The organism is Prosthecomicrobium sp. N25 (assembly GCF_037203705.1).
Taxonomy (GTDB): Bacteria; Pseudomonadota; Alphaproteobacteria; order Rhizobiales; family Ancalomicrobiaceae; genus Prosthecodimorpha.
In genome coordinates this window covers 424,157-435,765 of sequence record NZ_JBBCAT010000002.1, presented here as the reverse complement: position 1 = coordinate 435,765, position 11,609 = coordinate 424,157, and the positions used below count along the sequence as shown (strand labels likewise).

The window sequence follows — 11,609 nt, the reverse complement described above, 5'->3', positions numbered from 1 at the left end:
AGGACGGCATGCCGAAGCTGGTCGTGGTCGGATCGATCAACATGGACCTCGTGGTCACCGCCGAGCGTTTCCCCGGCCCCGGCGAGACCATCCCGGGCACCGGCTTCGCCCGCTACGCCGGCGGCAAGGGCGCCAACCAGGCGGTCGCGGCCGCCCGCGCGGGGGCGGCCGTCACCTTCGTCGGCGCCGTGGGCGACGACCCCTTCGGAGCGTCGCTCACGCAAGGCCTGGCCCGGGACGGGATCGACGTCGCGCGCATCCGGGTTCTGCCCGGCACCCCGACCGGGACGGCCGTCATCACGGTCGCCAGGGCGGAGAACACCATCGTGGTGGTGGCCGGCGCCAACGGCGAGATCCGGCCCGAGGACGCCGCCGCCGTCCCGCTCTCGCCCGGCGACCGGGTCGTGGCCCAGCTCGAAGTCCCGCTCGCCGCCATCCGCGCCGCCTTCGAACAGGCCCGCGCCGCCGGCGCCGGCACGCTCCTCAACGCCGCCCCGGCCCTCGAGGAGGCCCGCGCGCTGCTGCCCCTCGTCGACATCCTGGTCGTCAACGAGCACGAACTCGGGCTTCTGGCCGGTCGCGCCGTCGATGCGAACCGTGCCGACGAGGTCGCCGACGCCGCCGCCCGGCTCCGCGCGACGGGCTGCGGCACCGTGGTGGTCACCCTCGGGGCCGCGGGGGCGGTCGCGTTCGGCGGCGGTGCGGAGCGGGTCGAGGCGCGCGGCCATCGGGTCGCCGCCGTCGACACCACCGGCGCCGGCGACTGCTTCGTCGGCGCGCTCGCCGCCGAACTCGCCCGCGGCGAGGACCTCGCCGCCGCCCTGCGCTTCGCCAATGCCGCGGCGGCCGTCTCGGTTGGCCTACCGGGCGCCGTGCCGTCCATGCCGACCCGGGCGGAAGTCGACGCCATGCTTGCCGGAAAGTGAGGCACCTCGGTCGATTTGCCGGTGACGGCCCGGCCCGCGCGGGCTATTTTGTCCGAGAATTACCGCAAACCCGGCCCGCATGACCGAAACGCCGCACCTGATCGCCGTCGACTGGGGGACGTCCTCGTTCCGCGCCGCGCTGCTGGCCGGGGACGGCCGCGCCATGGCCGAGGCGCAGGGGCCGGACGGCATCACCAGGGTGCCGGACCGCGCCTTCGCGGCGACGCTGTTCCGGCATGTCGGACCCTGGCTCGACCGGCACGGACCCCTGCCCGTCCTGCTCTCGGGCATGATCGGCAGCCGCAACGGCTGGGTCGAGGTGCCGCATGTGCCCTGCCCGGCCGGCTTCGCCGACCTTGCCCGCGGGACGCGGCGCGTCGAGGACCGGGTGCCGCTCGTCTTCGTCTCGGGCCTCTCGTCGGCGGATTCCGACGGCCTGCCGGACGTCATGCGCGGCGAGGAGGTGCAGATCTTCGGCGCCGCCGGGGGCCTGCACGACGCCGAGGTGGTCCTGCCCGGCAGCCACTCCAAGTGGGCGCGGCTGCGGGACGGCCGCGTCGCCGGCTTCGCCACCCACATGACCGGCGAGCTGTTCGCGGCGATCCGGCACCACACCATCATCGGCCAGCTCGCCGAGGGCGACGAGCCGGACCCGGAGGCCTTCGCGGCCGGGGTCGAGCGCACGCGCCGCGACCCGGCCCTCGCCCACGCGGTCTTCACGGCCCGGACCCTGCCGCTGGCCGGACGCCTGCCGGCCCACTCCGTGTCGGCCTACCTGTCCGGCATCCTGATCGGCGCCGAGCTCGCCGCCGCCCTGCCGGGCCTGGACCGAAGCCTCCCCGCCGTCGTGGTCGGAGACCCGCGGCTCGCCGCCCTCTACCGCGACGCCGCCCGCCTCTTCGGCCTGGATCTCGCCCCGGGGCCGGCCGACGCGGCCTTCCGGGGCCTCTTCGCCCTCGCGCGTGCCATGGAGTTGGTTCCGTGACCTTCGACGAGGCCTTCGCGGCCCTGCCCCTGGTGGCCATCCTGCGCGGCATCCGCACCGACGAGGCGGAGCCGGTCGTCGCCGCCCTGGTCGAGGCCGGCTTCCGACTGATCGAGGTGCCGCTCAACTCTCCCGACCCGTTCGCCACCATCGCCGGCCTGGTCCGCCGCTTCGGCGAGGCCGCCCTCTTCGGCGCCGGGACGGTGCTCACGCCCGCCGAGGCGCAGGCCGTCGCGGCGACCGGCGCGGGGCTCGTCGTCTCGCCCAACACCGACCCGGCCGTGATCCGCGCCACCAAGGCGGCGGGCCTCGCCTCGCTGCCGGGAGCCGCGACTCCGACGGAGGCCTTCGCGGCCCTCGCGGCCGGCGCCGACGGGGTCAAGCTCTTCCCCGCCGAGGGTCTTCCGCCGGAGGTACTGAAGGCCTGGCGCGCGGTGCTGCCGCCCGGCACGCGCCTCCTGCCGGTGGGCGGCATCGACCCCGCCCGCATGGCGCCCTACCGGGCGGCGGGCGCCGACGGCTTCGGTCTCGGATCCGCCCTCTACAAGCCCGGCATGACGGCCCGCGACGTCGGCACGCGCGCCGAGGCCTTCGTGGCGACGTGGCGCGGCGGAGTGGGCGCTTGATTCGCGGGATCGCATCGGGCCTTCTCGTCAGGGGGGAATTGCCATGAGCCTCAGGGAGAAAGTCCGGCCGGAACGCCGCGCCGCGGCGGTGCCGACGGCGCCGAACGACCGCCGTCGCCTGCACGGCTCCATCGCGCACGACCTCGCGGTCGCGATCGTGGGCGGCCGCTACCGGCCGGGCGACGTGCTGCCCAACGAGGACCTGTTCAGCCAGCAGCTCTCGGTCTCGCGCACCGCCTACCGGGAGGCGGTGCGCATCCTCGCCGCCAAGGGGCTCGTCGAGAGCCGGCCGAAGACCGGTACCCGGATCTGCGACCGCACCCGGTGGAACATCATCGACCCCGACGTGCTCGCCTGGCATCTCGAGGCTGCCCCGAGCGACGGCCTGATCGATGCGCTCTTCGAACTCCGCCGCATCGTCGAGCCCGCAGCCGCCGGGATGGCGGCGGAACGCCGGACCGACGACGACCTCGCCGCCATGCTCACCGCCCTGACCCTGATGGAGAGGGACGGGCTCTCTTCCGAGCGCGCCCTGCAGGCCGACCTCGAATTCCACCACGCCATCCTGGTGGCGACCGGCAACGAGCCCCTGACGGCGCTCTCCAGCGGCATCGGCACCACCATCCGCTGGACCACCACGTTCAAGCAGAGGACCGGCACCCTGCCGCGCGATCCCCTGGCCGAGCACCGGCAGGTTTTCGAGGCCATCCAGGCCCGCGACGCCGCCGGCGCCCGCGCGACCATGACGGCCCTGATCGACCAGGCCCTCGCCGCCACCCGCGACGCGTTCACGAAGAGCCGGGCCTGACCCGGCCGACGACAACCACCAAGATCCGAGGAGACATTCCATGAGCGGCGCCATCTACCCCGACCTCGAAGGCAAGGTCGTGCTCGTCACCGGCGGCGGCTCCGGCATCGGCGCCGAGATCGTCCGCCACTTCGCCCGCCAGAAGAGCCGCGTGGTGTTCGTCGACATCGCCCGCGAGGCGTCCGAGGCCGTCGTGGCCGGGTGTCGCGACGCCGGCGGCGACGTGACCTTCAAATATTGCGACCTGACCGACATTCCGTCCCTGAAGCGCGCGATCGCGGAGGTCCGCAACCAGACCGGCCCCGTCCAGATCCTGATCAACAACGCGGCCCATGACGAGCGCCACCCCACCGAGACCGTCACCGAGGAGCTCTGGGACGACCGCATCGCCGTCAACCTGAAGCACCAGTTCTTCGCCGCCCAGGCGGTCCTGCCCGACATGCGCGAGGCGCGCGCCGGTGCGATCGTCAACTTCGGCTCGGTCAGCTGGATGGTCGGCCAGGGCGGGATGGCGGCCTACACGGCGGCCAAGTCGGCGGTGCTCGGCCTCACACGCTCGCTGGCGCGCGACTACGGTCCCTACAATGTCCGCGTCAACGCGATCGCGCCGGGCTGGATCATGACCGAGCGCCAGATCACCAAGTGGATGACCCCGGAGGGCGAGGTGGAGCTGATGCAGCGCCAGTGCCTGAAGCGCAAGATGGTGCCCGCCGACATCGCCAAGTTCACCGTCTTCCTCGCCTCCGACGAAGCCTCCGGCTGCACCAACCAGCATTACGTGGTCGACGGCGGCTGGGTCTGACCCGGCCTCGCCCACGGGCCGGCGCGGGAACGCTCCGCCGCGCCGGGCGTTGGCCAGGAAGGCGGGAGGACCCGATGTCGACAGACCAGATCCGCGACAATCCCGAGCGCAGCCGTTTCGAGCTCGACGTGGCCGGGGAGATCGTCTTCGCCGACTACCGCCGGCGCGGCGACCTCCTGCTCGTCACCCACGTCGAGGCGCCGCGCCCCCTGCGCGGCACCGGGGCGGCGGACCGCCTGATGCGCGGCGTGGCCGAGACGGCCCGCAGCGAAGGCCTGAAGCTCGCGCCCATCTGCGGCTATGCGGCCGCCTGGATGAGGCGGCACCGCGAATTCGCCGACCTTCTCGACTGACCCGCCTTCATCGGTCGTCGCCGTCCGCGGGCGCCCCCTCGCCGACGCGTAGCGCCATGCAGGCGGCCGAGAGCAGGATGGCGGCGGCCGAAGTCAGCGGATACTCCAGACCGGCGGCGGCCAGGCCGGCCAGCAGGAACATCAGGGAGATCTCGAACACGGGTCGGACCCTTTCGGGAACGGTTGAGACGCCAGAGGTTCCATCAAACGCCCGAGCCGCCGCTTTGTTCGACGGGGCTGTCCCAATCCGCGCGCCGACGGCGGCTCCCCTGGCGCAGGACGGCGCGCCGCCGGCCTCGCGGCCCGGAACCGTGCCTCGCCGAAAGACGTTGATCCTGAGGCCGGACACGTCGGTGGCCGGCCCGGAGCCCCCATGTCCCTTGCCGAATCGATCGCCCCGCATCTCCCCTATCTGCGACGCTACGCACGCGCTCTGACCGGATCGCAGACGGAGGGCGATGCGCGGGTCGCGGATCTGCTCCGCGCCGTGATCGCGGACCCCTCCGTCTTCCCCCAGCACCTGGGCCCGAGGATCGGGCTCTACCGGCTGTTCACCCGTCTTTCGGGCCCGCCTCGACCCGCCGTGCCGGTCGAGGCCCCGGCCTGGGAAGCGAAGGCGCGCGAGAACCTGCAGGCGCTGCCGCCCTATCCGCGCCAGGCCTTCCTGCTGGTCGCCGTCGAAGACTTTTCGGCCGCCGAGGCCGCGACCATCCTGGACGTGGACACCCATGTCTTCGGCCATCTCCTCGGCGTCGCCGGCCACGAGCTCGCCGACCAGCTGAGGACCGAGGTCCTGATCATCGAGGACGAGCCGCTGATCGCCATGGACCTGGAATCCCTGGTGGGCGCGCTCGGCCACCGCATCACCGGCGTCGCCCGCACCCGCCGCGACGCGCTCTTCCTCGCCCGCGACGACCCGCCCGGCCTGATCCTGGCCGACATCCAGCTCGCCGACGGCAGTTCCGGCCTGGACGCCGTCAACGAGATCCTGGCCGATCGCGAGGTCCCGGTCGTGTTCATCACCGCCTACCCCGAACGGCTCCTGACCGGCCTCCGGCCGGAACCGGCCTTCCTGGTCACCAAGCCGTTCCAGACCGAGATGGTCGAGGCGCTGATCGCGCAGGCGCTCTTCTTCGACACCCGCGCGAGGCTCGCCCCCGCGGAGGGCCGCGCCGGCTGACGGCCGGTCAGCGGTGGCTCAGGACTCCCGGCCGTACCAAGCCCGGCCGCACGCGGTCGCGCGCATAGGCGACCAGCAGCGTGGCGCCGCGCGGACCCGGCTCGAAGTCTGCGGCCCCGCCGTCGGCCACGGCCGCCGCGAAACTCGGCAGCGGCATGGCCCCGCCGAGCCGTCCTTCGCCCGCCACCACCAGTACCCAAGTCTCCTCCGCGAACTCCAGCCGACACGGCCGGCCCGGCTGCAGGACAACCCGTTCGAGCACCAGGTCCGGCCCTTCGACCAGCACCGTCCGCCCCTGGTCCACCTGGACGGATCCCGGGATGTCGGGCCCGGGCCCGAGGTCCGCGGCCGCGATCCCGGCCTCCACGTCGAGCGGTTGCCCGCGCCGGTAGTCGTGCAGGATGAGGGCCTCCTCACGCTCCGGCCCCACCACCGCCAACACGAGGCCGCCGCCGATCGCATGCAGCACCCCCGCCGGAATCGGCAAGGCGTCCCCGGCCTTGACGCCGATCCAGCGCAGGAGCCGGGGCAGTACCTGCAGGTCGAGCGCGGCATGCACCGCATCGGCTGTCGCCTCCTTGCGCAGCCCGTGCCCGATGCGCGCCTCCGGGCCGGCCTGCAGGACGTAGCAGGCCTCGCCGCCGCGTCCCGGCGGATGCACCTCGACCGCCACCGGTTCCCCGGCCAGTACGAGCCGCAGGCCGAGTCTCCCGGCCGCCATGGTGTCCGGCCGCCGGAACCGCACCTCGCCGACCCTCTCGATGCCGCCGCCGGGCTCGAAGCCGAAATGCGCCGCGGGAATGCCCCAGGGCCGGGCGACAGCCTCGGAGGCCGCCAGCGCTATGGTCATGCTCCGATCCTTCGCAACGCCGTTGCGCCCGAACGCGCAGCCCCGTGCGGGCGTTCCGAACCAATTTCGTACGATTCCGACCAGAAAGACGCGAACCGGCGCGGGTGCCCGGGAACCGGACTCCCGACAGCGTGTTGTCACCGACAGGCAGCCCTGGATATCGCCATGCCCGCGAAAGACCCCGCATCCCGCGCCCGCCCGTCCGACATCACGACCCCGCGGCTCGTCGTCGACATGATCGACGGCATCGGCAAGGACCTGCGCCGGAGGCTCGACGGCACGCGCCACGACCCGCTCAGCGAGGATCTCGAGGCGCTCCTGCGGGACGCCCGCGAGGCGGACGGCGAGGGTCGCCGCTGAGCGGTCACGCCGCCTCCCGTTCCAGCCGCGCGCGCAGGAGCCCCATCACGGCGACCTCCTCGGTCGTCAGCCGGTCGAGCCCGTCCCGGAGCTCGGCCTCGATCTCCTCCTTGACCTCGAGCGCCAGCGCCCCGTCCAGGTAGCTCGCCACCACCTCCGGATGCACGTAGCACTTCCGGCAGATGGTCGGCGTGTTGCCGAGCCTCGCGGCGACCTGCTCGATGGCCGTCTTGACGTTCTTCTTCGAGAGCACGTGATTGTCGATCTTCTGGTATTCGTGAAGGGTCACGGCGGCCAGCACCGTCCCGCCCCAGGTGCGGAAGTCCTTGGCGGTGATGTCCTGCCCGGTGATCTCCTTCAGGTACCGGTTCACGTCCTCGGACTTCACAGCCTGCCGCTCGCCGTTCTCGTCGACATACTGAAACAGGTGCTGGCCGGGCAGGTCCTGGCACTGCTTGACCACGCGGGCGGCACGGCGGTCCTTGAGCTGCAGCTTCCAGGTCTTGCCGCTCTTGCCCTTGAAGGCGAAGCGCATCTCCGACCCCTCCACGGCGACGTGCCGGTCGCGCAGAGTGGTCAGCCCGTAGCTCTTGTTCTCCTTGGCGTATTCGGCGTTGCCGATGCGGATGAGCGTGTTTTCGAGCAGGTGCACGATCGCCGCCAGCACCTTTTCTCGTGGCAGGCCGCGCCGGCCCATGTCCTCGGCGACGCGCCGGCGGATCAGCGGCAGCGCCCGCGCGAAGGCGGTCAGGTGCTCGTACTTGGCCGCCTCGCGGGCGGCACGGAAGTCCGGGTGGTAGCGGTACTGCTTGCGCCCCTTGGCGTCGCGCCCGGTCGCCTGCATGTGCCCGCGCGGATCCGCCGAGATCCAGACGTCCGTCCAGGCCGGCGGAATGGCGAGCTTGCGGATGCGCGCCAGCGTCTCGCGATCGCGGATCGTCAGCCCGTCCGGGCCGATGTAGCTGAAGCCCTTGCCGGCCCGGCGCCGGCGGATGCCGGGGAACTCGTCGGACGAGAAGATCAGGTCCGGAGCGTCCGGCAGGGGCTCGCCGGGCCCGGGACCGGGTGCGGCGTCGTCGAGACTGTCTCTCAGCACGGGGGTCCTCCTGGCGGTGGGAGGAGAACCCGGCCGCGGAGGCTTGGTTCCGGTGGTGGGACCTCACCGTTTCGCGCGCTTGCGCGCCGGCTTGGCAGCCTCCAGCGGCACTGCGGAGGCCCCGAAATCGGCCCAGGGATCGCCCGGGAGGCCGGCGAGCCGCTGGCCGAGGTTGAGGACGGTGTAGTGGGCCGGCCCGATCTCCGGCCCGAGCTCGTCCCAGGCGAGCGGCGTCGACACCGTCGCCCCCGTGCGTGCCCGGGTCGAGTAGGGGGCGACAACCGTTGCGCCCCGTCCGTTGCGCAGGTAGTCGACGAAGATCCGGCCCGTCCGCTTCGCCTTGGTGGCGGTCGAGACGAAGCGCGCCGGGGCATCACGCTCCATCGCCTCGGCCAGGTCCCGGCAGAAGCCCTTGACGGTCTCCCAGTCGGCCGCCGGCTTCAGCGGCGCGCAGACATGCAGCCCCTTGCCCCCGGTGTTCTTCAGGAAGGGCACCAGCCCGGCCGCCCGCATCCGCTCCCGGAGTTCCTCGGCCGCAGCGATCATGGCGCTCCACGGCACGTCCTCGTGCGGGTCGAGGTCCATGACGATCCGGTCCGGCCGCTCCAGGTCGGCGAGCGCGGAGCCCCAGGGATGGATTTCCAGCACGCCCGCCTGCACCAGCGCGACGAGCCCGTCGAAGTCCCGGATCCAGAGAATGTCCTCGCCGGCCTCGTCGAGGGGATCGGGGTGCCGCTGGATCGCGCGGTGGATGCCCTTCCAGGCGTGCTTCTGGAAGAAGCAGGCCTCGGCGGTCCCGCCCGGGCAGCGCACCAGGCTGAGCGGCCGTCCGACCACGTGCGGCGCGATCAGCCGCCAGACCTCGGCATAGTAGTCGGCGAGCCCGGCCTTCGTGACCCCCGTCTCGGGCCAGTAGACACGGTCGGGATGGGTGAGCTTGACGCTCGTCCGCGCCGCCGACATCACAGCCGGAGCCTCCGACGCCGTCTCGGCCCCCTGTTTCCCCTCGCGCACCACATCCGCAGCCGCCTTGTCGTCCCGAAGGCCCCGGAAGGAAGCGTGCCTCAGGCTCTCGGCCGCCGTCCAGCCCCGGAATTCCACTTCCGCCACCAACTCCGGCCGGACCCAGGTTACCCCGCGCGCCTCGGCGGCCGGCAATTTCGCGGCGAAAGTCGGCCTCGCCGCCCGGAGGCGATCGAGCCGGCGCTTCAGCTCCGTGGCCACCGCGTTCGTGAACCCGGTCCCGACCCGCCCGGCATGCCGCAGCCCCGACGCGTCGTGGTAGCCGAGCACCAGCGAACCGATCGCCTTCGCGTTGACGGTCGACGGCACGTAGCCGGCCACCACGAACTCCTGGCGGTCGGCGCACTTGGACTTGACCCAGTCCTTGCCGCGCCCGCCGCGGTAGGGCCGGTCCGCGCGCTTGGAGACCACGCCCTCGAGGCTGAGCCGGCAGGCGTGGCGGAGCATCGCGTCGCCCGAGACCTCGAAATGCGCCGAGTAGCGGATCGGACCCAGGGGCTCGACGCCGGCCATCACCTGCTCGAGCGTCGCCTTGCGGGCTCCGAGCGGCGACCCGGTCAGGTCCCGGCCGTCGAGATGCAGGAGGTCGAAGGCGTAGTAGACGAAGCGGTCGCTCCGCTCCGCCCCGAGGTCCGCCTGCAGGGCGGAGAAGTCGGACGCGCCGTTCGGCCCTTCGACGACCAGTTCCCCGTCGAGGAGCGCCGTCCGCACCGGCAGGCGCGCCAGGGCCTCCGGCACGCGGGCGCCGAACTTGGACGTCCAGTCGAGCCCGCTGCGCGTGCGCAACGCCACGCGCCCGTCCTTGATCCGGGCCTGCAGCCGATAGCCGTCGAACTTGATCTCGTGCAGCCACGCCGCCCCGGAGGGCGGCTTCGGCTGCAGGGTCGCCAGGCAGGGCTCGACGAAGTCCGGGAGTCGCCCGGCCTTCGACTTCGGGATCGCAGCCGGATCCGCGACCGCAGGGATCGGCTCGCCGGGGCCGGCCTCTGGCCGATCCGGGGCCGCCGCGTCGGCCGCCTTCGTGATCCGCGCCTTGCGCCGCGCGCCGGACCGCTCCACCGGCTTGCTCTGCCACACCGCCACCTCGCCGACCCCATGCGTAACGTCCTCGATGGTCCGGCCGGACTCCACCGAGGTGAGCGCCTCCTCGACGATCTCCGGGTCACCCTCGGCGCGCGCATGCTCGTCCTCGCCCTTGATCAGCAGCCAGTTGGTCCGCTTCTCGCCGCGCCGTCCCTTCATGCGCACGAGGTGCCAGCGCCCATGCAGCCGCTCGCCCTCCAGCTCGAATTCCAGGTGTCCCTTGGCGAGCCCCTTGTGCGGATCGAAGAGCGGCCTCCAGCGGCCGCGGTCCCAGAGGATCACCGTGCCGCCGCCGTACTGACCCTTGGGGATCGTGCCCTCGAAGCCGCCGTAGTCGAGCGGATGGTCCTCGGTCTCCACCGCCAGCCGCTTCTCGCCGGGCACGAGGCTGGGGCCGCGCGTCACCGCCCAGCTCTTCAGGACCCCGTCCAGCTCCAGCCGGAAATCGTAGTGGAGCCGCGTCGCCGCGTGCTTCTGGATGACGAAGCTGTCCCCGGCGCCGGCGGCGGCAGCCTCGCCGCTCGGCTCCGGGGTTTTCGCGAAGTCCCGCTTGGCACGGTAGGTGTCGAGGTCCGCCATCGCCCGATCCTACCCGGCCTTGCGCTTCGGCGCAGGCTTCGCGGCAGGCGCGCGGCCGGCCGGCGGCGCCTTGGCCTTCCCGCGCTTGGCCCCGGCCGTGGGCTTGGCCCCCCCCGATGCTTTCGATGCGGAGGGCGCCTTGCCGCCGGCCAGCCCGGCGCTGCGCCGCAAGGCCTCCATGAGGTCGACCACATTGGACGGCGTCGCGGGCTTCGGCAGGTTCGGCGCGCGGCCCGCCTGCTTGGCGCGGATCAGCTCCACCAGCGCCTCCTCGTAGCGGTCCTTGACCGCGGTCGGCTCGAAGCTGCCCGTCTTGGTGTCGATGATGTGGCGGGCCAAGTCGAGCATCTCGCCCGCGATGGCCATGTCCGGCACCTCGTCGAACAGCGCGCGCCAGTCGCGCACCTCGTTGTCCGTATGCAGCGTATGGGCCAGGAGGCCCCGGCCGCGCGGCTGGATCGCCAGCCACCGGTCGCGGCGGAACAGCACCGTGCGGCCGAGTGCCATGGTGCCGCTCTTGGCGATCGCCGCCGCCAACACAGCGAAGGCGGCCTCGCCGGGCTTGTCGTAGGCGGCGAGATAGTAGGGCCGGTCGAAGAAGACCTCGTCGACGTCGCCGGCCGGCACGAAGCGCTCCAGCGCGATCGTCTTGTCGGAGGCCGGCGTCGCCGCGTCGATCTCCTCCTTCTCCAGGACCACGTAGTCGCCCGGCGCGACCTCGTAGCCCCGCACGGTCTCCTCCGTCTCGACCGCCTTGCCGGTCTCCTCGTCCACCCATTCCCGGCGGACCCGGTTGCCCGTGCCGCGGTTCAGCGTGTTGAGCTCGACCCGCTCCGAGGTGGAGGCGGCGGTGTAGAGCGCCACCGGGCAGGTGAGCGCCCCGAGCTTCAGATACCCCTTCCAATTCGCGCGCGGCATGGCGGCTTCCTCGTTGACCG

The 11,609-nt window shown here is 72.7% G+C and carries 13 protein-coding genes; 8 read left to right on the top strand and 5 right to left on the bottom strand.

Annotation, left to right across the window (positions count from 1 at the left end; all coding sequences use genetic code 11):
• Window positions 1–8: 8 nt before the first annotated feature.
• From WBG79_RS16895 to WBG79_RS16870, 6 genes are all read left to right on the top strand, one after another.
• Window positions 9–926, top strand: coding sequence for a ribokinase (locus tag WBG79_RS16895; protein ID WP_337358355.1), 918 nt, complete (start codon window positions 9–11; stop codon window positions 924–926).
• A gap of 79 nt (window positions 927–1,005) precedes the next feature.
• A complete protein-coding gene (locus tag WBG79_RS16890) occupies window positions 1,006–1,911 on the top strand; it encodes a 2-dehydro-3-deoxygalactonokinase (RefSeq protein WP_337358354.1) in 906 nt (301 codons plus the stop codon).
• Window positions 1,908–2,537: a 2-dehydro-3-deoxy-6-phosphogalactonate aldolase gene (locus WBG79_RS16885; protein WP_337358353.1), complete on the top strand. Its 630-nt coding sequence runs from the start codon at window positions 1,908–1,910 to the stop codon at window positions 2,535–2,537. Before WBG79_RS16890 ends, WBG79_RS16885 begins: the two co-directional genes overlap by 4 nt.
• Window positions 2,538–2,580: 43 nt before the next feature.
• Window positions 2,581–3,345 carry a FadR/GntR family transcriptional regulator gene (locus tag WBG79_RS16880; RefSeq protein ID WP_337358352.1) on the top strand — a complete coding sequence of 255 codons (765 nt, stop codon included), beginning with the start codon at window positions 2,581–2,583 and terminating at the stop codon, window positions 3,343–3,345.
• A 40-nt stretch (window positions 3,346–3,385) separates the two neighbouring features.
• On the top strand, window positions 3,386–4,147 hold the full coding sequence (locus WBG79_RS16875; protein WP_337358351.1) for an SDR family NAD(P)-dependent oxidoreductase: 762 nt from the start codon (window positions 3,386–3,388) through the stop codon (window positions 4,145–4,147).
• A gap of 74 nt (window positions 4,148–4,221) precedes the next feature.
• Window positions 4,222–4,500, top strand: a complete 279-nt coding sequence (locus WBG79_RS16870) for a GNAT family N-acetyltransferase (RefSeq protein ID WP_337358350.1) — start codon at window positions 4,222–4,224, stop codon at window positions 4,498–4,500.
• A gap of 7 nt (window positions 4,501–4,507) precedes the next feature.
• Here the strand turns inward: WBG79_RS16870 and WBG79_RS16865 are convergent, their stop codons facing one another.
• Window positions 4,508–4,660 carry a hypothetical protein gene (locus WBG79_RS16865; RefSeq protein WP_337358349.1) on the bottom strand — a complete coding sequence of 51 codons (153 nt, stop codon included), beginning with the start codon at window positions 4,658–4,660 and terminating at the stop codon, window positions 4,508–4,510.
• A gap of 213 nt (window positions 4,661–4,873) precedes the next feature.
• Between WBG79_RS16865 and WBG79_RS16860 the strand changes: the two genes are divergently transcribed.
• The gene (locus WBG79_RS16860; RefSeq protein WP_337358348.1) at window positions 4,874–5,680 is read left to right on the top strand and encodes a response regulator; all 807 of its coding nucleotides are present in this window, start codon (window positions 4,874–4,876) and stop codon (window positions 5,678–5,680) included.
• A gap of 7 nt (window positions 5,681–5,687) precedes the next feature.
• Here WBG79_RS16860 and WBG79_RS16855 read toward each other — a convergent pair whose 3' ends face one another.
• Window positions 5,688–6,530, bottom strand: a complete 843-nt coding sequence (locus WBG79_RS16855; RefSeq protein ID WP_337358347.1) for a hypothetical protein — start codon at window positions 6,528–6,530, stop codon at window positions 5,688–5,690.
• 165 nt (window positions 6,531–6,695) lie between these two features.
• Between WBG79_RS16855 and WBG79_RS16850 the strand changes: the two genes are divergently transcribed.
• The gene (locus tag WBG79_RS16850; RefSeq protein WP_337358346.1) at window positions 6,696–6,890 is read left to right on the top strand and encodes a hypothetical protein; all 195 of its coding nucleotides are present in this window, start codon (window positions 6,696–6,698) and stop codon (window positions 6,888–6,890) included.
• 4 nt (window positions 6,891–6,894) lie between these two features.
• On the opposite strand, the gene WBG79_RS16845 is transcribed toward WBG79_RS16850, so the two are convergent.
• From WBG79_RS16845 to ku, 3 genes are all read right to left on the bottom strand, one after another.
• Window positions 6,895–7,983 carry a DNA topoisomerase IB gene (locus tag WBG79_RS16845; protein WP_443147487.1) on the bottom strand — a complete coding sequence of 363 codons (1,089 nt, stop codon included), beginning with the start codon at window positions 7,981–7,983 and terminating at the stop codon, window positions 6,895–6,897.
• 66 nt (window positions 7,984–8,049) lie between these two features.
• Window positions 8,050–10,671, bottom strand: a complete 2,622-nt coding sequence (gene ligD, locus WBG79_RS16840; RefSeq protein WP_337358345.1) for a DNA ligase D — start codon at window positions 10,669–10,671, stop codon at window positions 8,050–8,052.
• Window positions 10,672–10,680: 9 nt separating this feature from the next.
• Window positions 10,681–11,589, bottom strand: a complete 909-nt coding sequence (gene ku / locus WBG79_RS16835; RefSeq protein WP_337358344.1) for a non-homologous end joining protein Ku — start codon at window positions 11,587–11,589, stop codon at window positions 10,681–10,683.
• Window positions 11,590–11,609: the final 20 nt, after the last annotated feature.

Bases quoted from the DNA above. Each gene is read 5' to 3' on its own strand.
- WBG79_RS16895 (WP_337358355.1), top strand. From the start codon at position 9: ATGCCGAAGCTGGTCGTGGTCGGATCGATCAACATGGACCTCGTGGTC.
- WBG79_RS16890 (WP_337358354.1), top strand. From the start codon at position 1,006: ATGACCGAAACGCCGCACCTGATCGCCGTCGACTGGGGGACGTCCTCG.
- WBG79_RS16880 (WP_337358352.1), top strand. From the start codon at position 2,581: ATGAGCCTCAGGGAGAAAGTCCGGCCGGAACGCCGCGCCGCGGCGGTG.
- WBG79_RS16875 (WP_337358351.1), top strand. From the start codon at position 3,386: ATGAGCGGCGCCATCTACCCCGACCTCGAAGGCAAGGTCGTGCTCGTC.
- WBG79_RS16870 (WP_337358350.1), top strand. From the start codon at position 4,222: ATGTCGACAGACCAGATCCGCGACAATCCCGAGCGCAGCCGTTTCGAG.
- WBG79_RS16860 (WP_337358348.1), top strand. From the start codon at position 4,874: ATGTCCCTTGCCGAATCGATCGCCCCGCATCTCCCCTATCTGCGACGC.
- WBG79_RS16855 (WP_337358347.1), bottom strand. From the start codon at position 6,530: ATGACCATAGCGCTGGCGGCCTCCGAGGCTGTCGCCCGGCCCTGGGGC.
- WBG79_RS16850 (WP_337358346.1), top strand. From the start codon at position 6,696: ATGCCCGCGAAAGACCCCGCATCCCGCGCCCGCCCGTCCGACATCACG.
- ligD (WP_337358345.1), bottom strand. From the start codon at position 10,671: ATGGCGGACCTCGACACCTACCGTGCCAAGCGGGACTTCGCGAAAACC.
- ku (WP_337358344.1), bottom strand. From the start codon at position 11,589: ATGCCGCGCGCGAATTGGAAGGGGTATCTGAAGCTCGGGGCGCTCACC.